Source organism: Tuberibacillus sp. Marseille-P3662 (genome assembly GCF_900178005.1).
Classification (GTDB): domain Bacteria; phylum Bacillota; class Bacilli; order Bacillales; family Sporolactobacillaceae; genus Marseille-P3662.
Genome location: NZ_FXBS01000005.1, coordinates 1 through 20,125, shown reverse-complemented (window position 1 = coordinate 20,125; position 20,125 = coordinate 1). Strand labels below are relative to the sequence as shown.

Here is a 20,125-nt window from a genome sequence, read left to right as displayed (position 1 = left end):
GCAAATAATATGGGCAGGAAAACATGGCATCTTCTTACATCATCAGATAACATATAACCTGAAAGTGAGGCATCTAGAATGAAAGCAACTGGAATTGTACGTCGTATTGATGATTTAGGTCGCGTCGTTATCCCGAAGGAAATCAGACGCACTTTACGTATTCGTGAAGGTGATCCGCTTGAAATTTTCGTTGACCGTGAGGGTGAAGTCATCTTAAAAAAATATTCACCCATTAGTGAGTTAGGTGATTTTGCACAAGAATATGCAGAAGCGTTAGCCGAACATTCCGGCCATCCTGTATTTATATCTGATCGTGATGCTTTAATAGCGATTGCTGGTGGTTCAAAAAAGGAATACTTAGATAAAAATGTGAGTTCAGAAGTTGAGACAATCATGGAAAATCGGCAGACCGTTAGGGTAACAGATGGAGGCGCACTGGTTGAGGGAAGCCAAGATCAGGCAGGTGCATATGTTGTTGCTCCGATTGTGGCTAGTGGTGACCCTATTGGAGCCGTTTGTCTAGTAGCTAAAGAACAAACAGAACTGAGTGAAATTGAAGAAAAGCTGGCTAATACAGCCGCTGGATTTTTAGCACGACAAATGGAGCAATAAATTGAGACTGGGACAAATCTAAAACAGAATACTTAAAAGGCGAACAATAAGATATGAAAGCAAGGTCTAAGCGTAGTTAAAATACGAGACGCCTTAGAATATGCTTCTTTGGACTGCGACGAAGCATCTTGCTTCTCTGAATGAGCTTGAAGATGCAGGAGCACGAGCCGAAGATCCACTTGGTTAAGTGGTTTTCTTGACCAAGTTAGCTGAGGCCGTGCCCGCGGAAAGCGCCGTATGTTGACGAAGCGACGACAGGAATGCCATTTTCAACAAATAATCCGAACTGATTAATCAACAAGTTCGGATTATTTTGTGACCAATATACTTTTGTTCCATCCTCTTTAAGTGCCTAAAGGCTTCCTTAGTTTATTTTTGAAAAGATTATGGTTATACTGGAGGGTAAAATAAGGCAAGTATTTTGACGTGATAAGGATGGGTGAAATGGCGGGGACAATTAACATTGTTGGTTTAGGTGCAGATGATATCGAACAGTTGTCAATCGGTATATATCGTTTATTGCAACAAAAAGGTGATATTTATGTAAGAACGGACAAGCACCCTGTGGTAGACCAATTAAAGCAAGATGGTGTTAGGTGTCAAAGTTTTGATTCGGTTTACGAGCAGTATGAGAATTTTCCTGAAGTGTATGAAGCGATTGCCCAGGAATTGCTGGAGACAGCTCAAGGACAAGAGATTATTTATGCTGTCCCAGGACATCCCCAAGTCGCTGAAAGGACGGTCAAGCTCTTGCAGGAGTGGTCTGAAGCTTACGACGTTGTGATCCATATTCAAGGGGGTCACAGTTTTATCGATCCAATGCTTACGGCTTTAGGGATTGACCCTATTGAAGGCTTTTCCTTAATGGATGCTATGTCACTTGAGACCGATCAACTACCCTTACAGCAACATATGATTATTTGCCAGGTTTATGATGCGATCATTGCGTCAGAAGTAAAGCTCAATTTACTCGAACATCTTCCGCCGGATTATGAAGTTACGATTGTGACAGCTGCGGGTGGCCAGAATGAACAGGTCATTAAGGTGCCGTTGTCTAAGTTAGATCATGATTTCACGACAGACAATTTAACGAGTGTGTATGTGCCACCAGTGTCTAATGAGCGTTACTTGTACCATACATTTGCCAAGCTGCGACAAGTGATAGGGACCCTTAGAGGGCCGAACGGCTGCCCGTGGGACAGAAAGCAGACGCACGAATCTTTGAAACCGTATTTACTAGAAGAAGCCTATGAAGTGATAGATGCCATTGATGATGAAGACGATGAACATATTGCAGAGGAGCTAGGCGATGTGTTGTTGCAAGTGATGCTACATGCCCAAATCGGGGAAGATAACGGTTATTTTGCTGTTGACGATGTCATTTATGGACTTACGGAGAAAATGATTCGCCGCCATCCCCACGTATTTAGTGACGGACAAGCAGACACAGCTGAAGATGTGATGCAAAATTGGGATGCGATTAAAGCCAATGAAACGAACAAACAACATCGGTCACATGGTTTGCTTTGGGATGTAGGTAAAGCTTTGCCGCCACTCAATAAGGCTTTTGAATATCAAAAGAAAGCAGCTAAGGTTGGCTTTGATTGGTCCGAAGATGAACCTGTCTGGGCCAAAGTTTATGAAGAACTCGATGAAGTCAAACAGAGCTTGATGGATTCTCATGAGTCTACGCTTGATGAATTGGGGGATGCATTGTTTGCTTTGGTCAATGTAGCCCGCCACTATAACATTCATCCAGAAATAGCCTTACAACGGACAAATAAGAAGTTTTATGAGCGATTTTCATATATTGAAAGATATGCCGAGGAACAAGGTGTGAGTCTATCATCCATGAGTTTGGACAGAATGGATGAGATATGGGAGGAAGCTAAGATATTTTTAGCAAAAGAAGCAGGAGAATAAGTTTTAATAGAGAATACTTTTTGGTAGAATAGTTAAAAGCTCGCAAGCCAACAAAAATGGCAGCATGTACAGATGTGCCAAGGAGGTATTGATAAGATGAATAAAAATGAGATGGTCAATAATATTGCAGATGAGACAGGTTTAGCTAAGAAAGATGTTGAGGCAGTGGTGAACGGTGTTCTAGATGAAGTTGCCGATGCGTTAAGCAATAACGAAAAGGTTCAGCTGGTTGGATTTGGAACATTTGAAGCACGCGAACGTTCAAGCCGAAAAGGTCGCAATCCTCAAACAGGAGAGGCCATTGATATTCCGGCTTCAACTGTGCCTGCTTTCCGTCCTGGTAATAAATTGAAGGAAGCTGTGAAGTAATGCGAATTGATAAGTTTTTAAAGGTCTCGCGTTTAGTGAAACGAAGGACTGTGGCCAAAGAAATGGCCGCACAAGATCGATTGCTTGTTAACGATCAACCGGCTAAAGCAGGTACGAATCTCACATTAGGTGATGAAGTCACTATCCGCTACGGTCATCGCGTATTAACGGTGAAAGTGCAGCATTTGCAGGATACAGTCAAGAAAGAGTCGGCGGAAGACTTGTATGCAATTATCCGTGAAGAATCCATTAATGCTTAAAGCCCCTCTATCATTTTGATGGAGGTTTTTTGGCTCGCAAGAAGTGAGTCCGTTCAGTGTTCTCACACTCAGGAGATGTTTCTAGTTGAACGCTCCCTTTGTGATCAATTTTCTTACGTTAGTTGAAACTATCTTTTAAAGAAGCTTGTTCTAAATGGATCATTACCCTCATAGCAATAACATTAGAGAGGGGGATGGACATTGGAACAATATTACCCAAATCATTCATTAGATAAGGACAGGCATCAGCCTAATCATGATATTGTCATGAAGGGCCGAAAAAATATTGAAATCACCGGTGTTAAGCATGTGGAGAGTTTTGATCATGAAGAGTTTTTGCTGGAAACCGTGATGGGATACCTTGCTGTTAAGGGCAGTCAATTGAAAATGCAAAACTTAAATGTTGAACAAGGCGTTGTTGTCATCGAGGGAAAAGTATCGGATATCAGTTATCTCGATGAGCAATATGGAGAACAAGGTAAAGGGTTCTTCAGTAAGCTATTCAAATGACACTTTCAGAGCAATTTACAACCTTACTTGCTATGACTGCCATGGGTGGGTGGTTCGGTCTATCGTTAGCCACCTACCACCGCTTTGTGAATCCTAAACACCGTCGTACGATAACACTATTTGTGAGTGATATTCTCTTCTGGATCATCCAGGGTCTACTCGTCTTTTGGGTCTTGCTTGAATTGAATGAAGGCCAGATCCGCTTCTATTTGCTATTGGCATTAGGTGTTGGTTTCTCTGCCTATAAAGCATTATTAGAGGGAATCTATAAGAATTTATTGGAACGTTTCATATCAATTATTGGGCATATTATCGGCTTTTTTAAACGTTTGCTATACCATTTAATCATACAACCTACCATATTCCTATTGCAGCTTTTGCTGAATTTAGGTAAGATAATAAGTAGATTTATCCTCGCTGTTGTACTATTTATTTTATCTGCCGTTTATCTGCCGTTTAAATGGTTATTTCGATTGATCATCCCTGATTATTTGAAAGTCAAAGCAACGAAATGGCTGAACCAGTTGATGTCATTTTTAACGACAATCAAAAAGCAATTACAGAAGGTCATACAATGGTTTAAACCAGATTAGGGGTGTTTGATTTGGGTATAGCAAGTAAAAAACAACGGGTAGCCCACATCCGTTCAGATTATACGCATGAATTGCAACATATGGATGAATTGCGACGTAAACGCCGCATAGGTCTAATCAGACGTTTATCCGCCTTTTTTATTCTTATGTTACTCGTCATTGGGAGTATGGTATCTGTCCTTGATTCAAGAATGGAGCAGTTAGACGCTAAGAAACAAAACAAAGAACAACTTCAAGCGAAATTAGATGACGCCAAACAGCATAAAACTGCATTAAATCGGGAAATTAAATTGTTACATGATACGGATTATATTGGGCAATTGGCCCGTAAGGATTACTTTCTGTCTGATGACAATGAAATCATCTTCTCCTCCGTGGAAAATGACAATCGTTGACAGGCTCAAATTCATATATATATAATAAAATTAATTATTACATTTTCAGGTTTTAGGAGGAGCATTGCTTTTATGACAATCGAAGCAGGCAACAAGTTGGAAGGAAAAGTGTCAGGCATTACACGTTTTGGGGCGTTTGTTGATTTGCCTGGCGGTAAGACAGGACTTGTTCATATCAGTGAAGTTGCTGATCGCTATGTGAAAGATATCAATGACGTTTTATCTGTCGGTGACCAAGTAACTGTTAAAGTGCTCAAAGTTGAGGACGATGGCAAAATTGGTTTATCGATTCGTAAAGCTGTTGATCGTCCCAAATCAAAACGTGGGGGCGGACCTCCTCGGCAAAAGAAACAAAGCTTCGAGGATAAAATGAACCGCTTCTTAAAAGACAGCGAAGAACGTCAATCGGCACTGCGCCGACAAGACGATTCCAAGCGCAATAATCGTGGCGCAAGAAAGTCCTAACTTGTTGCCGTTTGTTATAATGAGATAGATAAGAACTCACTGCCCATGAAAAGGGTCAGTGAGTTCTTTATTTTTATTCAAATTTTTTCAGGGTCAATCTCCTCGCTGTTTTGACAACTTGTTACACTGTTTTCCGGTTAGGCCGCCATCATTATTATTGAAAAGTGAATCTTTTCGCTAATGTTTTGCTTTTTTGACAATCCATCTTGAAAATCGTCGAAGACTTTTTTAGTCTTGTCTTCTTGTTTTGACAAAATGTGTAGTCATCCTATGGTTTAATGAATCATACAATAATTATTTACGGGTGGTGCATGGGATGATACATAAATTGGAAGATAGCAACGTTGCACAGACTTATACGAATAAACCAAGCAGGCACTACTTACAGCAATGGGTTCAGTTCGTAAAAAAAACCGTTATGAATGTGTTAGGGCGGTGGGAAACATTATGTCTGGTGGTTGGATTGTTATTAGGTCGTGCCGTGATTTTATCGGATATGGCTCCCTTTATTACGCCCTTCTTTGCAGCGGTATTTCTATTAAAACCGGACAAGCGTTTACTTGCCTTTGTTAGTTTGGTGGTAGGGGCCTCGACTGTGGATCTTTGGCAAGGTTTATTTGCTTTTTCGGCCATTGTAGTCTTTGTTCTCGTTCGGGCATTTGTGGTTAAAGTGATTAAGAAGGAAGAGTACCAATTGCTTCCCTATGTTGTCCTTCTGAGTACAGGTATGACACGGGCACTGTTCACGTATATACAAAGCGGTCAATGGCTTATCACAGATACCATTACCGCTTTAATTGAGGCCGGTTTAAGCTACCTTTTGACGCTGATCTTTTTGTACAGTTTACCTTTAATTGGATCCAAAATTCGAAAAAAGACGCTAAAACATGAAGAAATGATCTGTTTTATGATTCTGCTAGCGTCCATTTTGACAGGGACGATTGGCTGGGCTGTCTACGGTGTTCCAGTCGAGCAAGCGTTATCCAGATACTTTATTTTAGTGTTTGCATATATAGGTGGTGCAGCTGTTGGATCAACGGTGGGGGTTGTCCTGGGGCTCATTTTAAGCCTTGCCAATGTCACGAGTCTTTATCAAATGAGTCTATTGGCTTTCTCCGGTTTACTGGGTGGCCTTTTGAAAGAGGGTAAAAAACCAGGGGTTAGCGTTGGTTTAATGATTGGGACGCTGTTAATTGGTTTGTATGGTAATGGCTATCAGCAGCTTACAAGCACCACGCTGACTTCCCTTGCTGCTGTTTTCTTATTTTTATTAACGCCCAAGTCCGTTTTTAAGTCGATCGCTATCTATGTGCCCGGGACCCAAGAGTATGATTCACAGCAACAACAGTACATGACAAAGTTGCGCGATGTGACGGCTAAAAGAGTCGAGCAATTTTCATCATTGTTTCAGGCTTTATCCAATAGCTTTTCACATTCGAGCCATTCACCTGATGACCATGATTCAAATCATGAAGTGGATCTATTCTTGAGTCAAGTAACGGAGAAGACATGTCAGACTTGCTTTTTAAAAGAACAGTGTTGGGTCAAGAAGTTTGATCAAACCTATGATTACATGACAGAAATGATGTCAGAGATGGGAGAAACGGGGGCGATCCAGAGTCCTAAATTGAAGCGGGAATGGCGCAAGCATTGTGTGAAGCCTGAGCAAGTGATTCAAGCCATGCAGCAGCAATATGACAAATATGATGAACAGCAAAAGCTAAGGCAGAAAGTCAATGATAGTCGAAGGTTGGTTGCTGAACAACTATTTGGTGTTTCTCAAGTGATGGGTGACTTTGCTGATGAGATTAAAAGAGAACGCGATACGCATCAACAGCAAGAGGATCAAATCATTGAAAAACTACGGGATATTGGATTAGATATTGAAAATGTTGAAATATATAATTTGGAAGAAGGGGCCGTAGACATAGATATGACGATTCCTTCTGATTATTACGGGGAATGCGATAAAATAATTGCCCCAATCTTGTCGGACATTTTAAACGAAACGATTGTTGTTAAGAATTTAACCGATTCAGCGTTTCCAAACGGATATGGTCAGGTAACGTTTGGTTCAGCTAAGGCTTATGTGATTGACACAGGAGTTGCTCATACAGCCAAAGGAGGCGGCTGGATTTCTGGAGATAATTACACGACATTTGAATTGGGTGTTGGTAAATATGCAGTTGCGATCAGTGATGGCATGGGTAATGGAGAACGGGCCCATGTTGAAAGTCAAGAGACGTTACAACTGCTTTCTAAGGTTTTAAAGTCAGGGATTGATGAAACGATTGCGATTAAATCCATTAACTCTATTTTATCCTTGCGTTCTACTGAAGAAATTTTTTCTACACTCGATTTAGCCCTAGTGGATTTGCAGGATGCTGGAGTTAAGTTTCTGAAAATTGGTTCACACCCAAGCTTTATCAAACGAGGTCAACAAGTCAATATGATTGAAGGGAGTAACCTTCCAATGGGAATTATTCAAGATTTTACAGATGTAGAAGTTGTGGGTGATCAACTTAAAGCTGGCGATCTATTGATTATGATGAGTGATGGTATTTTTGATGGCCCCAAGCATGTTGAGAATAAAGAAATTTGGATGAAACGAAAGATTAAAGAGATGGAGACAGATGAACCACAAGAAATCGCTGATTTATTGTTAGAAGAGGTGATACGAACTAAAGGTGGAGAAATTGATGATGATATGACGGTTGTTATTTCGAGAATTGAGCATCATATTCCTAAATGGGCAGCGATCTCAACTTACACAAACGGACAGCCCCTATCAAGAAAAGCTCAGTAAAATCTATCGGTGGTGACAGGAGTCTAGTAAGGATGGTATAAACCCTCTCTCTTTTGGCGAGGATGATAGTAGAAGAGAGGGGCTGATGGTATGAATAAAGGAACATTAAAGCAAATCTTATTAATTACGGATGGATGTTCAAATCAGGGTGAAGATCCATCAGCAATAGCAGCCTTGGCTAAGGAATATGGGATAGCTGTAAATGTGATTGGTGTAGTAAATGATGACCAAACGGCAGATGGCGGCATTGAAGAAGTGGAAGATATCGCTATGGCAGGTGGCGGTATTAGCCAAATTGTTAAAACCAAACAACTTTCACAAACGGTACAGGCAGTGACCCGACAGGCGATGACCCAAACTATTAAAGGAGTCGTTAATCAAGAGTTACAACAGATTCTCGGGGAAAGTGAAGATATGGAAGATTTGCCTCCAGAGAAGCGGGGGAAGGTCATGGAAGTTGTCGACGATATCGGTGAAACCTCTAATCTTGAGGTGTGTATCCTTGTTGACACAAGTGCCAGTATGGATAACAAGCTTCCGACGGTTCAAGATGCTTTAATGGACTTATCCATTAGTTTGAATTCCAGGGTTGGCAAAAATCAATTTTGCCTTTATACATTTCCCGGGAAACGTAAACCGATCGATCAAGTCCTATCTTGGACCCCCAAGATGGATGCGATTCATAATGTATTTTCTAAGTTGGCCTCAGGTGGTATCACGCCAACAGGTCCGGCAATTAAAGCAGCCTTGAATCAATTCTCAAAACAAAAACGGAAAGGGTTTATCTCCGATGACGACGATTTCATTGAAGAATCAAGCTCTTAAAATTCCCCCGGGAACCATTGTTATTGGAAAATGGCATCAAAATCAATATCAGATTATCAAACCCCTGGGTTACGGTGCCCAGGGGACTGTCTACTTGGCCAATTCCGATTACGGCCGTGTTGCTCTCAAGTTCGGAAATGATAACTCAACCATTACTTCGGAAGTCAATATTTTAAAGTCATTTAGTCATGTTCAAGGCGAAGCTCTCACTCCCAAATTGTATGATGTCGACGATTGGATCACGAACCGCGGGACGTTATCTTTTTATGCTATGGAATATATTAATGGGACATCCTTGACTGAATGTATAAAAGTTCGTGGATTTGAATGGACAAGCGTGTTCGCTTTACAATTACTTAAAAGTCTTCATCGTCTTCATGAAGAAGGTTGGGTATTCGGTGATCTAAAACCTGAAAATCTTATTGTCACCTCCCGACCGTTAAAGGTGCGGTGGCTGGATGTCGGTGGCGTTACCAGGATCGGCCGCAGTATTAAAGAATATAGTGAGTTCTATGATCGAGGATATTGGGGATTAGGTGATCGTAAAGCTGAACCGAGTTATGACTTATTTGCGGTAGCCATGATTGTGATTCATGCAGCAACGATGAGGCATCCTCAAAAAGGTCATCGCCCTTCCCAAGAGTTGATGACCATTATTCGAAATGAGCCCAAATTACTACCCTATGAAACGATACTTCTGAAGGCGATAAATGGACAGTATTCTTCAGCAGCTGACATGCGTCATGAATTTGTCACATTAATAAGTGAAACTAAAACGAATGAGCAACGTAAACCGGTGTACGGTCATCAACCCAATCGGTCGCGGTCAAAAAAGAAAAAAGAATGGAAAGGGACGTTGGCCTTAGTGCTGACATTGACGTTTGCCTATGTCCTATACATAACTTTATTTATCATGTAGAGTTTCTAGTAGAGAATAAGTATTTTGTTTGACGAAGGAGTCGCATGAATTGAAGTCCAGTCTTGATGCCTTCATAAAAAAACATCGATTGCTAGCAAAAAACAGTACAGTCGTTGTCGGTGTTTCCGGCGGTCCCGACTCGCTGGCACTTTTACATTACTTACATGTAAATCAATCTTTGTGGCATATTAATATTGTTGCTGTTTCTGTAGACCATATGCTTAGAGGGGAGGCCTCAAGGCAAGATGTGAATTTTGTCGCCAAATTTTGTGATCAGCATGACATTTTATTTGAGGGTCGATGCATTGATGTTAATGCCTATAAACAAGAACATCACTTAAATACTCAGGAGGCAGCTAGGGAATGTCGTTATCATTTTTTCCATGAAATGATGATAAAATATAATGGAGACTATTTAGCTTTGGCCCACCATGGTGATGACCAAGTGGAAACGATGCTAATGCGGCAAGTGCGTGGCAGTTTTGGCCAATCGAAAGCAGGTATCCCTTTTAAACGGTCGTTTGCTGATGGTTTTATTATTCGGCCAATGTTAACGGTTGATAAGGAAACCATCCTCGCCTATTGTGATGAACATGGGTTAGAACCGAGAGAGGATCCCAGTAATGATGCTGATACCTATACAAGGAACCGATTTCGACATCATGTTTTACCGTTTTTAAAATCAGAGAACCCCAAAGTCCATCATCGGTTTCAGCAGGATAGCGAAATGATGGCTTCTGACGATGCGTATCTTACCGAATTAGCGCAAAATGTCTTGCAAGAACTTGTCATGTATAAGGATAGTCATAGTGTTATCATTTCAGTTCATCAGTTTATAAAGACCCCCATTCCTTTACAACGACGATTGATTCATCTAATATTAAGTTATCTGTACAATCATACATACCAGATTCAATCTGTTCATATTGAAAATATCTTTGGTTGGTTGCAAAGTGCGTCAGGTTACAGTGAACTGCATCTACCTAAGGGTGCTGTTTTGATTATCTCTTATGATCGACTCATTTTCAACTTGGGTTGCGATGTGGATCCTCAAACCGATTATCATATAAAGGTTAATATCCCGGGTATCACTAACACACCTGTAGGTTATGTAACCGCCAGCAGGCATCAGGATTTAACCGAGCTGCCAAAAGATCGTGAATCGTTGGTTGTTGATTATGAGCAATTGACCCTTCCTTTGTATTTAAGATCAAAAAAGGATGGAGATCGAATTCGATCTAAAGGTTTGAACGGGACACAAAAGGTGAAAGATATTTTTATCAATCAAAAAGTTGAATACCAATTAAGAGGTCGGTGGCCGTTATTGGTGGATGCCAATGATAAGATACTGTGGTTACCATTATTGAAGGAAAGTGAATGGGCCGTACCTGAACACCATACCAAGGAGGTTCTTGTTTTTAGCTATATGCCAACTGGTATTTTTGGGAGGATTACATAATCATGATGATGAGAGAAGACATGCAGGACATACTATTTACGGAGGAAGAAATTCAGTCTAAGATCGTTGAACTTGGCACGGGGTTATCCACTGAGTATGAGGGGCGCTTTCCATTAGTCATTGGTGTGTTAAAAGGCGCGATGCCTTTTATGTCAGATTTGATCAAAAGAATGAGTGTTCATTTAGAAATGGACTTTATGGATGTCTCGAGCTATGGTAATTCCACTGTTTCTTCTGGTGAAGTGAAAATTGATAAGGATTTAAACACTTCTGTTGAAGGGCGCGACATCCTCATTGTCGAAGATATTATTGACAGCGGTTTGACGCTACACTACCTTGTTGAGCTTTTTAAGTATCGGAAGGCAAGATCTATAAAAATTGTAACGCTTCTTAATAAGCCTTCCGGAAGACAATCAAGCATAGTGCCTGATATTGTTGGTTTTACGGTACCCGATGCTTTTGTTGTTGGATATGGTCTTGATTATGCTGAAAAATACCGTAATCTTCCATATATAGGGGTGTTAAAACCCGAAATTTATCAAGAATGATATTGCTTGTGACATATAATTGGATTGTGATACTATAAGACATGGTTCCTTTTTCTTGGGAGGAGGTCAGGGATGAATCGTATACTGAAAAACGGGTTAGTATATGTGTTTATATTTATAGTTATTATTGGGATCGTCAGTTTCCTAAGTGGGCCTAATGAAAAGGTCAAGGATATGACGTTTTCTGAGTTCTCTCAGCATCTTGAAGATGGTGATATCGAATCGATGACGCTTCAACCCAATGTTAGCGTCTATAAGGTTCAAGGGAAGTTAAAGTCGTATGAGGATGAAAATACAACTTTTAAGACACACATCCCTTTTAATGAACAAACGGTTAATCATGTAACAGAAGTTGCCAAACAGACGAAAGTTAAATTCAAACCTCCTGAACAAACGAGTGGTTGGGTCAGCTTTTTTGTCCAACTCATTCCCTTTGTTATCTTGTTCATTCTGTTTTTCTTCTTGCTAAATCAATCTCAAGGCGGCGGTAGCCGTGTGATGAACTTTGGTAAAAGTAAAGCCAAACTTTTCTCTGAAGAAAAGAAAAAAGTTCGTTTTAAAGATGTGGCCGGTGCCGATGAAGAAAAGCAAGAACTTGTTGAAGTGGTTGAATTCCTAAAAGATCCGCGCAAGTTTGCCCAATTAGGTGCACGTATTCCTAAGGGTGTCTTACTTGTTGGCCCTCCTGGTACAGGTAAAACTTTACTAGCACGTGCTGTGGCTGGTGAAGCAGGTGTTCCATTTTTCTCGATTAGCGGTTCCGACTTTGTTGAAATGTTTGTTGGTGTGGGTGCTTCGCGTGTGCGTGATCTTTTTGAGAATGCGAAGAAGAACGCACCATGTATTATATTCATTGATGAAATTGATGCTGTCGGTCGCCAACGTGGAGCAGGTCTAGGCGGTGGACACGATGAACGTGAACAAACGCTTAACCAATTGCTTGTTGAAATGGACGGCTTCGGTGTTAATGAGGGCATTATCATTATTGCCGCAACTAACCGGCCTGATATTCTTGACCCTGCCTTATTACGTCCGGGTCGTTTTGATCGGCAAATCCCGGTTAACCGCCCTGATGTTAAAGGTCGTCGTGAAGTTTTACAGGTGCATGCTAAAAGTAAACCTCTAGCAAAAAGTGTTGAGTTAGAGACAGTGGCTCGTTTAACGCCTGGTTTTTCAGGAGCAGATTTAGAAAACTTACTTAACGAAGCCGCGTTGGTCGCAGCTAGAGTTGATAAGACGGAAATTGATATGGAAGATATCAACGAAGCCGTTGAACGTGTCATCGCTGGTGTATCTAAGAAAAGTAAAGTTATTTCCGAAAAAGAACGAAAAATTGTGGCCCATCATGAATCCGGTCATACGATCATTGGGTTAACCCTTGATAGTGCGGAAGAAGTACACAAAGTGACCGTTGTCCCAAGAGGTCAAGCTGGTGGTTACGCTGTACAATTACCTCGTGAAGACCGTTCTCTTATGACTAAACCTGAGTTGCTTGATAAAATTGTTGGTTTACTTGGTGGACGTGTGGCTGAGGAAATCATCTTCGGTGAAGTCAGCACAGGCGCTTCTAATGATTTCCAAAGGGCAACATCAATTGCACGCAGTATGGTCACTGAATATGGTATGAGTGACAAACTGGGACCAATGCAATTTGGACAAAATCAAAACAGTCAGGTCTTTTTGGGCCGTGATATTCAAAACGAACCCAATTATAGTGATTCGATCGCCTATGAAATTGATGCGGAAATTCAACGTATTATCAAAGAAAGTTATGATCGTGCCAAACAAATCCTTACTGATAAGAAAGATCAACTTGAACTCGTTGCTCAAACGTTGCTTGAGGTTGAGACACTTGAGGCTGACCAAATCAAGGAACTTGTTGAAACAGGTGAGTTGATTGAATCAAGCTCTGAACGGCATCGTAAAGATCGAGATTCCGATGTTAAGGTAAACATCAACAAGAAGGATGAAGAGGAAGTCGAAGATACGCAGACGGAATCATCTGATGATGAATCGGATGATGAAAACAAAAAAGACTAATAAAGAAGGTGCCTGAAATTTGGGGCACCTTTTTTATGGCTTGTTACTTGCTATGGCTGAAGCCTATTTGGCAGGAATATCATTTTCTATATCAGTGAATATTAATTCAATAAGAGGTGTTTAATAAGTATGGGTGATTATTTAGTTAAGGCGCTTGCTTTTAACGGTCATATTCGTGCTCAAGCGATTATTAGTACGGATATGGTTTCGGAAGCCCAGCGTCGTCACAATACATGGCCGACGGCATCTGCCGCCATGGGACGTACGATCACGGCTGCGACAATGATGGGGGTCCAGTTAAAGGGTCAAGATAAATTAACGGTTACTGTTGAAGGTGGCGGACCCATTGGAGTGATTATAGCCGATGCAACCTCTGACGGAGTTGCACGTGGCTACGTTACCAATCCCCAGGTGCATTTTGATTTAAATGAGAAAGGGAAATTGGATGTTGCACGTGCCGTTGGCAATAATGGTCATTTAAGTGTGGTTAAAGATCTTGGTATGCGTGAGAATTTCACAGGCCGTGTGCCGCTTGTTTCCGGAGAAATTGGCGACGATTTCACTTATTATTTTGTACACTCAGAACAAATTCCGTCAGCGGTCGGTGTCGGCGTGTTAGTGAACCCAGATAATACGATTAAAGCATCGGGCGGTTTTTTGATTCAGGTTTTGCCTGGCGCACCTGATGATATTATCAATCAAGTTGAAGAACGATTAACACAAGTTAAACCGATATCAAAAATGATCGAAGAAGGCCTGACCCCAGAGGATATATTGACAACGTTATTTTCAAAAGATGATGTTCAGTTTATCGATAAAATGGGTGTAACGTTCGAATGTACTTGTTCAAAGGAACGACTCAGCAATGCTCTTTTAGGAATGGGTCCTGATGAACTTCGCTCAATGATTGATGAAGATCATGGTGCTGAAGCCAGTTGTCATTTTTGTCGAACGACTTATCATTTTAGTGAGTCAGAGTTAGAAGATATTTATCAAAGAGCCAAAGACACATTGGAGTCGTAAGGAAAACAACGGGCCGAGGCCGGTTGTTTTTCTCATAACAATTGCCATAAAAATTATCCATTTGCTTAAACAAAGATAGAGTGTAAACTATTTCAGTAGAGGGAATATAATAAGGAACGTCGACTGAGCACGTTCCGTGCAAAGCAATGAGGTGAGGCGTAATGACTTTACAGATTGAAGGCAACCAGTGTTTAACATTACATCATGGGCGATATTTGCCGTTAGGAGAAAGAACACTTGTGATGGGCATTTTGAATGTGACACCTGATTCTTTCTCTGATGGGGGTTCGTATGATCATGTCAAAAATGCGGTGAGTCATGCTCAGGAGATGATAGCCCAAGGAGCTGATATCATTGATATTGGCGGTGAATCGACCCGCCCAGGTGCTGATTTTACCCCATTAGATATTGAGCTAGAGCGTATTCTTCCGGCGATAGCAGCTATACGAGAATTCACAGACATCCCCATTTCTATTGACACATACAAAGCTGAGACAGCTAGACAAGCGTTAGAAGCAGGTGCTGACATTATCAATGATGTATGGGGAGCAAAGGCTGATCCGGCTATGGCTGAAGTAGCTGCTAACACCCAGGCCCCGATCATTCTAATGCATAACCGCCATGACAAAAATTATCAAGATTTATTAACGGATGTCAAAGATGATCTGCAGGCAAGTATATCCTTGGTTCAGGACGCGGGCGTGGCTGATGATCGCATTATCCTTGATCCAGGGATTGGTTTTGCTAAAACGTATCATGATAATCTTGAAGTTATGCGGCGGCTTGATGAATTTCATCAATGGGGTTATCCCGTTTTGTTAGGGACGTCACGCAAATCCTTCATTGGACAAACCCTCGGCACAGATGTTAGTGATCGCCTTGAGGGAACAGGGGCGACGGTTTGTTTAGGTGTTTCTAAAGGGTGCCAGATAGTACGCGTACATGATGTGGGTCCGATTAAGAAAATGACAAATATGATGGATGCTATGCTTCTAAGGGGTTGATGGTATGGATAAAATTTTTGTTAATCAAATGGCCTTCTATGGTTATCATGGTGTTTTTTCAGAGGAGAAGGACCTTGGGCAAAAGTTTATCGTTGATGTGGTTCTTGAAGCTGATTTTTCACGAGCCGGTGCCACTGATAATTTGAATGATACTGTTAACTATGCCGAGGTGTATCAACTTACAAAAGAAATGGTTGAAGGGGAGCCATTTAATTTAATTGAGGCTCTTGCCGATCGAATCGCCTCGCAAATTTTATCTCGGTTTCACATGGTGCAAACTTGCCATGTTAAGGTGATTAAACCAGATCCACCTATTCCTGGTTATTATGAGTCTGTTGCTGTTGAAGTTTGCCGGGGGCGAGATGATGAATAATCATACGAGTTACATAGGCATCGGTTCAAATATGGGTGATAGAGAGGAATATATCAGACGTTCATTGCAACTATTAGAGGATGATAAAAACATTATAATAGGTAACTGCTCGCCAATTTACGAGACATTACCTTACGGGGACGTCCCTCAGGACGACTTTTTAAATATGGTTGTACAAGTCCGTACTTCCTTGCTGCCCGAGGAACTATTGGAAGTGACTCAAGGGATAGAGCAGAAATTGGAACGGAAAAGGACCATTCGTTGGGGTCCTCGGACTATTGATCTTGACATTTTACTTTTTGACGATAAAATAATTAAATTAGAAAATTTGATGATACCGCATCCTGAATTGACGAAGCGCCTTTTTGTGATTAAACCATTGCGCAACATTAATGCTAACCAAACCATACCTGGGACTGACCAAATAATTGATGATGTATACAACACGTTTAAAGAACATAAGGGAGTGCGTTTATGGAAGCAGAACAATGGGGCAGGAGAATCCGGTCTTTTCGAAAACTAAAAGGATTTACGCAAGTTGAATTAGCAGAGAAATTGGGGATTTCTCTGTCAATACTCGGAGAAATAGAGCGTGGCAATCGATTACCAACAGATGAACAGATTCAACATGTATCTGGGATTCTTAATGTATCCGTTGATGACATTGCTAATTTCAAATAGGCGCCTTAAGGTTAGAGTGCGTGAACAGATGTTTGTAGGAAAGGTGATTAGATGTTAAAAATAGGGGATATTGAATTAAAAAATCCTGTTGTTTTAGCACCAATGGCAGGTGTGTGTAATCCGGCGTTTCGCTTAATCGCAAAGGAATTTGGTGCAGGCCTTGTGTGTGCGGAAATGGTTGCTGATAGGGGTATTGTTAATCAAAATAAAAAGTCATTGCAAATGCTGCATGTCGAGGATCGTGAAAAACCGATGAGTCTACAAATTTTTGGGGGCTCAAAGGATTCTTTGGTTGAGGCTGCAAAGTATGTAGATCAATATACCAATGCTGATATTATAGATATTAATATGGGGTGTCCTGTACCTAAGATCACAAAAACTGACGCTGGAGCCAAATGGTTACTAGAGCCGGAGAAGATTCATGAAATGGTGTCAGCCGTTGTTAAAAATGTTGGCAAGCCTGTTACGATCAAAATGCGTAAAGGCTGGGATGATAATCACATCTATGCTGTTCAGAATGCACAAGCTGCTGAGCAAGCGGGAGCTCTGTCTGTTGCCCTTCATGGTCGAACAAGGGTGCAAATGTATGAAGGTGAAGCGGACTGGGCAATTTTGAAAGATGTTAAAGATCAAGTCAACATTCCTGTTATAGGTAACGGCGATGTCGCAACACCAGAAGATGCGAAAAAGATGCTGGAATTAACTGGTGTTGATGGTGTGATGATTGGCCGTGGAGCCTTGGGCAATCCTTGGATGCTTTATAGAACGGTTCAATATCTTGAAACAGGAGACATTCATGGAGATCCTTCCCCTCAAGAAAAAATAGATGTTTGTCTGTTGCATTTAGACCGATTAGCCCAACATAAGGGTGAAGCCATCGCTGTCAAAGAGATGCACAAACATGCAGCGTGGTATTTGAAAGGTATGCGAGGTAGTAATAATGTTAGAAAGAAAATTAACCAGACGGAAAATGCCGCAGATTTAAAAGCGATTTTATATGATTATATTGAACAAATGGATGTAGAGCATGCTTCATAACCGCTGGAAGAGTTGACATTGTGATCGGGTTTATCTATAATTTCAATATATGTAAACTGCCGGTGCGACGCTGGCAGTTTTTTATTGACCTATTTTAATGATCTCACTATAGTGATAGGATATATAAATAGAGCGTGAATTCACAGTTATTTGATTTTATATATTGGGTCACATAGGGATTCGTATAACTGATGATTACTTAAGGAGTGAGAAACAGTGAGTCAAGATATGGATTGGAATGATCAACTGAAGGCCCGGCGGGACAAGCTCAATGATTTATATGATCAAGGTGTCCATCCCTTTGGTGATAAATTTGAACGGTCTCATACCGCTCAGGATATGGTTGATCAATTTGATGGTTATTCTAAAGACGAATTGACTGAAAAAGAGTTTCCGGCAATGGTTGCTGGCCGGATTATGACAAAGCGAGGAAAAGGGAAAGCCGGCTTTGCCCATATCCAAGACTTGACTGGTCAAATTCAAATTTACGTACGAAAAGACCAAGTGGGTGACGATCAATATGAAATTTTTAAGGATATTGATATCGGTGACATCGTCGGTGTTAAAGGAATTGCCTTTAAAACAAAGGTCGGAGAACTAAGTGTCAAAGTCCAAGACTTCGCTATTCTAACGAAATCTTTACGGCCGCTCCCTGACAAATTTCATGGTTTGAAAGATGTTGAGCAACGTTACAGGCAGAGATATCTTGATCTCATCATGAACCAGGAAGTTAAAGAGACGTTTATGATTCGAAGCAAAATTCTTCGCTATATGCGTGAATATTTGGATGACAGGGGATTTCTTGAGGTTGAAACACCGACCATGCACAGTATTCCAGGCGGGGCATCGGCTCGTCCCTTCATTACTCACCATAATGCTTTGAATATTCCATTGTATATGCGAATTGCAATTGAATTACACCTCAAACGGCTCATCGTGGGAGGGCTGGAGCAAGTTTATGAAATCGGTCGGGTTTTTCGAAATGAAGGCGTGTCAACACGGCATAACCCCGAATTTACCATGCTGGAATTGTATGAAGCCTTTGCTGATTTTCATGATATTATGGATTTAACGGAAAATCTGATCGCTTATATTACAGAGAAAGTCCATGGGACAACGACTATTTCTTATGGAGAATATGAAGTTAATCTTGCTTCTCAATGGAAACGAGTTCATATGGTTGATGCAATAAAAGAACAAACGGGTGTAGACTTTTGGAAGGAAATGAGCGATGAGGAAGCTCGACAACTAGCGAAGGAACATAGTATTGATATAAAGGATCATATGACGTTTGGGCACGTCGTCAATGAATTCTTTGAACAAAAAGTAGAAGAAACCTTGATCCAACCAACTTTTGTTTTTGGACACCCTGTCGCTATTTCTCCACTTGCTAAGAAGAATGATCATGATCAACGTTTTACGGATCGATTTGAATTGTTTATCGTGGGACGCGAACATGCGAATGCATTTAGTGAACTGAATGATCCGATTGATCAACGTCAACGTTTTGAAGCACAGGTTCAGGCTCGAGATGACGGTGACGATGAGGCCCATATGATGGATGAAGATTTCCTAGAATCACTAGAATATGGGATGCCTCCAACGGGAGGTCTTGGTATTGGCATTGACCGTCTTGTTATGTTATTAACAAATTCTTCGTCTATAAGGGACGTATTATTGTTCCCGCAAATGCGTAATAAAGATGATTAAACACCAGATTTGGGGAGGTATCCTTCCCAAATCATATGGTATTTCAGATTAATGTTGACAAAGCAAACGATTGATAATACAATTAATTTTGTCGCTCTTAAAGCGATGAAGATTTACTTGAAAATAGATGTTGACAGTTCTTCAAAAGCTTGGTATATTGATTATTGTCGCTTTTGAAACAGCACCGATAAGCTACGCAAACGTATTGACACAAGCAATTAAAATTGATACAATAAAAAACGTTGCTTTTTAGTTAACGCAAATATTGCTAGAAAAAGTTGTTGACATCACAGTTGATTCTTGATACAATATAAAGGTCGCTTTAACGAATATCGGCGTTAGCGAATCGACAGATTGCTCTTTGAAAACTAAACAAAAACTCAAGCGCTGTTTGAAAGGAACCTCATTTCAAACATAGCCAAGGGTCAAACGCAACAACTTTTATGGAGAGTTTGATCCTGGCTCAGGACGAACGCTGGCGGCGTGCCTAATACATGCAAGTCGAGCGCGAGATATTCTATGATCTCTTCGGAGTGATTAGGATGGATCGAGCGGCGGACGGGTGAGTAACA

At 41.0% G+C, this 20,125-nt stretch carries 21 protein-coding genes and 1 rRNA gene; all 22 read left to right on the top strand.

The features are described from left to right. The first annotated feature begins 78 nt into the window (after positions 1-78). Positions 79-612, top strand: coding sequence for a stage V sporulation protein T (spoVT, locus tag B9Y89_RS06165; protein ID WP_085522371.1), 534 nt, complete (start codon positions 79-81; stop codon positions 610-612). A gap of 444 nt (positions 613-1,056) precedes the next feature. Next, positions 1,057-2,535 carry a bifunctional methyltransferase/pyrophosphohydrolase YabN gene (gene mazG / locus B9Y89_RS06160; protein ID WP_085522370.1) on the top strand — a complete coding sequence of 493 codons (1,479 nt, stop codon included), beginning with the start codon at positions 1,057-1,059 and terminating at the stop codon, positions 2,533-2,535. A 96-nt stretch (positions 2,536-2,631) separates the two neighbouring features. Next, a complete protein-coding gene (locus tag B9Y89_RS06155) occupies positions 2,632-2,904 on the top strand; it encodes an HU family DNA-binding protein (RefSeq protein WP_085522369.1) in 273 nt (90 codons plus the stop codon). Further along, positions 2,904-3,164 carry an RNA-binding S4 domain-containing protein gene (locus B9Y89_RS06150; RefSeq protein ID WP_085522368.1) on the top strand — a complete coding sequence of 87 codons (261 nt, stop codon included), beginning with the start codon at positions 2,904-2,906 and terminating at the stop codon, positions 3,162-3,164. The genes B9Y89_RS06155 and B9Y89_RS06150 overlap by 1 nt, the downstream gene beginning before the upstream one ends. 201 nt (positions 3,165-3,365) lie before the next feature. After that, positions 3,366-3,674 (top strand): sporulation protein YabP, encoded by a 309-nt coding sequence (gene yabP / locus B9Y89_RS06145; protein ID WP_085522367.1) that lies wholly within the window; start codon positions 3,366-3,368, stop codon positions 3,672-3,674. Next, complete coding sequence (yabQ, locus tag B9Y89_RS06140) at positions 3,671-4,267, top strand: spore cortex biosynthesis protein YabQ (RefSeq protein ID WP_085522366.1); 597 nt, start codon at positions 3,671-3,673, stop codon at positions 4,265-4,267. Before yabP ends, yabQ begins: the two co-directional genes overlap by 4 nt. 11 nt (positions 4,268-4,278) lie before the next feature. Continuing rightward, positions 4,279-4,662: an FtsB family cell division protein gene (locus tag B9Y89_RS06135; RefSeq protein WP_085522365.1), complete on the top strand. Its 384-nt coding sequence runs from the start codon at positions 4,279-4,281 to the stop codon at positions 4,660-4,662. Between the two features lie 72 nt (positions 4,663-4,734). Continuing rightward, complete coding sequence (locus B9Y89_RS06130) at positions 4,735-5,127, top strand: S1 domain-containing RNA-binding protein (RefSeq protein ID WP_085522364.1); 393 nt, start codon at positions 4,735-4,737, stop codon at positions 5,125-5,127. A gap of 316 nt (positions 5,128-5,443) precedes the next feature. Next, complete coding sequence (gene spoIIE, locus B9Y89_RS06125; protein WP_085522363.1) at positions 5,444-7,933, top strand: stage II sporulation protein E; 2,490 nt, start codon at positions 5,444-5,446, stop codon at positions 7,931-7,933. A 90-nt stretch (positions 7,934-8,023) separates the two neighbouring features. Beyond that, the gene (locus B9Y89_RS06120; protein WP_085522362.1) at positions 8,024-8,758 is read left to right on the top strand and encodes a VWA domain-containing protein; all 735 of its coding nucleotides are present in this window, start codon (positions 8,024-8,026) and stop codon (positions 8,756-8,758) included. After that, entirely contained in the window at positions 8,724-9,677 is a 954-nt protein-coding gene (locus B9Y89_RS06115) for a serine/threonine protein kinase (protein ID WP_085522361.1), read from the top strand. The genes B9Y89_RS06120 and B9Y89_RS06115 overlap by 35 nt, the downstream gene beginning before the upstream one ends. A 49-nt stretch (positions 9,678-9,726) precedes the next feature. Beyond that, a complete protein-coding gene (gene tilS, locus B9Y89_RS06110; RefSeq protein ID WP_176222130.1) occupies positions 9,727-11,136 on the top strand; it encodes a tRNA lysidine(34) synthetase TilS in 1,410 nt (469 codons plus the stop codon). A gap of 8 nt (positions 11,137-11,144) precedes the next feature. Beyond that, the gene (gene hpt, locus B9Y89_RS06105) at positions 11,145-11,684 is read left to right on the top strand and encodes a hypoxanthine phosphoribosyltransferase (protein WP_441351470.1); all 540 of its coding nucleotides are present in this window, start codon (positions 11,145-11,147) and stop codon (positions 11,682-11,684) included. Between the two features lie 72 nt (positions 11,685-11,756). Further along, entirely contained in the window at positions 11,757-13,724 is a 1,968-nt protein-coding gene (gene ftsH, locus B9Y89_RS06100; protein WP_085522358.1) for an ATP-dependent zinc metalloprotease FtsH, read from the top strand. A 129-nt stretch (positions 13,725-13,853) separates the two neighbouring features. Next, complete coding sequence (gene hslO / locus B9Y89_RS06095) at positions 13,854-14,747, top strand: Hsp33 family molecular chaperone HslO (protein ID WP_085522357.1); 894 nt, start codon at positions 13,854-13,856, stop codon at positions 14,745-14,747. 161 nt (positions 14,748-14,908) lie between these two features. Next, entirely contained in the window at positions 14,909-15,751 is an 843-nt protein-coding gene (gene folP / locus B9Y89_RS06090; RefSeq protein ID WP_085522356.1) for a dihydropteroate synthase, read from the top strand. Positions 15,752-15,755: 4 nt separating this feature from the next. Further along, positions 15,756-16,124: a dihydroneopterin aldolase gene (gene folB / locus B9Y89_RS06085; RefSeq protein ID WP_085522355.1), complete on the top strand. Its 369-nt coding sequence runs from the start codon at positions 15,756-15,758 to the stop codon at positions 16,122-16,124. Beyond that, positions 16,117-16,647, top strand: coding sequence for a 2-amino-4-hydroxy-6-hydroxymethyldihydropteridine diphosphokinase (folK, locus tag B9Y89_RS06080; protein WP_085522354.1), 531 nt, complete (start codon positions 16,117-16,119; stop codon positions 16,645-16,647). Before folB ends, folK begins: the two co-directional genes overlap by 8 nt. After that, positions 16,599-16,805 carry a helix-turn-helix domain-containing protein gene (locus B9Y89_RS06075; protein ID WP_085522353.1) on the top strand — a complete coding sequence of 69 codons (207 nt, stop codon included), beginning with the start codon at positions 16,599-16,601 and terminating at the stop codon, positions 16,803-16,805. The genes folK and B9Y89_RS06075 overlap by 49 nt, the downstream gene beginning before the upstream one ends. 51 nt (positions 16,806-16,856) lie before the next feature. Continuing rightward, positions 16,857-17,843, top strand: coding sequence for a tRNA dihydrouridine synthase DusB (dusB, locus tag B9Y89_RS06070; protein WP_085522352.1), 987 nt, complete (start codon positions 16,857-16,859; stop codon positions 17,841-17,843). Positions 17,844-18,071: 228 nt separating this feature from the next. Continuing rightward, a complete protein-coding gene (gene lysS / locus B9Y89_RS06065) occupies positions 18,072-19,553 on the top strand; it encodes a lysine--tRNA ligase (protein ID WP_441351469.1) in 1,482 nt (493 codons plus the stop codon). A 440-nt stretch (positions 19,554-19,993) separates the two neighbouring features. Next, positions 19,994-20,125 (top strand): 16S ribosomal RNA (locus B9Y89_RS06060); the annotation flags it as partial.

Excerpts from the sequence above, each read along its gene's own strand:
- spoIIE (WP_085522363.1), top strand. The coding sequence starts at position 5,444 with ATGATACATAAATTGGAAGATAGCAACGTTGCACAGACTTATACGAAT.
- mazG (WP_085522370.1), top strand. The coding sequence starts at position 1,057 with ATGGCGGGGACAATTAACATTGTTGGTTTAGGTGCAGATGATATCGAA.
- hslO (WP_085522357.1), top strand. The coding sequence starts at position 13,854 with ATGGGTGATTATTTAGTTAAGGCGCTTGCTTTTAACGGTCATATTCGT.
- B9Y89_RS06120 (WP_085522362.1), top strand. The coding sequence starts at position 8,024 with ATGAATAAAGGAACATTAAAGCAAATCTTATTAATTACGGATGGATGT.
- hpt (WP_441351470.1), top strand. The coding sequence starts at position 11,145 with ATGAGAGAAGACATGCAGGACATACTATTTACGGAGGAAGAAATTCAG.
- folP (WP_085522356.1), top strand. The coding sequence starts at position 14,909 with ATGACTTTACAGATTGAAGGCAACCAGTGTTTAACATTACATCATGGG.
- yabQ (WP_085522366.1), top strand. The coding sequence starts at position 3,671 with ATGACACTTTCAGAGCAATTTACAACCTTACTTGCTATGACTGCCATG.
- folK (WP_085522354.1), top strand. The coding sequence starts at position 16,117 with ATGAATAATCATACGAGTTACATAGGCATCGGTTCAAATATGGGTGAT.
- ftsH (WP_085522358.1), top strand. The coding sequence starts at position 11,757 with ATGAATCGTATACTGAAAAACGGGTTAGTATATGTGTTTATATTTATA.
- lysS (WP_441351469.1), top strand. The coding sequence starts at position 18,072 with ATGGATTGGAATGATCAACTGAAGGCCCGGCGGGACAAGCTCAATGAT.
- spoVT (WP_085522371.1), top strand. The coding sequence starts at position 79 with ATGAAAGCAACTGGAATTGTACGTCGTATTGATGATTTAGGTCGCGTC.
- B9Y89_RS06115 (WP_085522361.1), top strand. The coding sequence starts at position 8,724 with ATGACGACGATTTCATTGAAGAATCAAGCTCTTAAAATTCCCCCGGGA.
- dusB (WP_085522352.1), top strand. The coding sequence starts at position 16,857 with ATGTTAAAAATAGGGGATATTGAATTAAAAAATCCTGTTGTTTTAGCA.
- B9Y89_RS06130 (WP_085522364.1), top strand. The coding sequence starts at position 4,735 with ATGACAATCGAAGCAGGCAACAAGTTGGAAGGAAAAGTGTCAGGCATT.
- B9Y89_RS06155 (WP_085522369.1), top strand. The coding sequence starts at position 2,632 with ATGAATAAAAATGAGATGGTCAATAATATTGCAGATGAGACAGGTTTA.
- folB (WP_085522355.1), top strand. The coding sequence starts at position 15,756 with ATGGATAAAATTTTTGTTAATCAAATGGCCTTCTATGGTTATCATGGT.
- B9Y89_RS06075 (WP_085522353.1), top strand. The coding sequence starts at position 16,599 with ATGGAAGCAGAACAATGGGGCAGGAGAATCCGGTCTTTTCGAAAACTA.
- B9Y89_RS06150 (WP_085522368.1), top strand. The coding sequence starts at position 2,904 with ATGCGAATTGATAAGTTTTTAAAGGTCTCGCGTTTAGTGAAACGAAGG.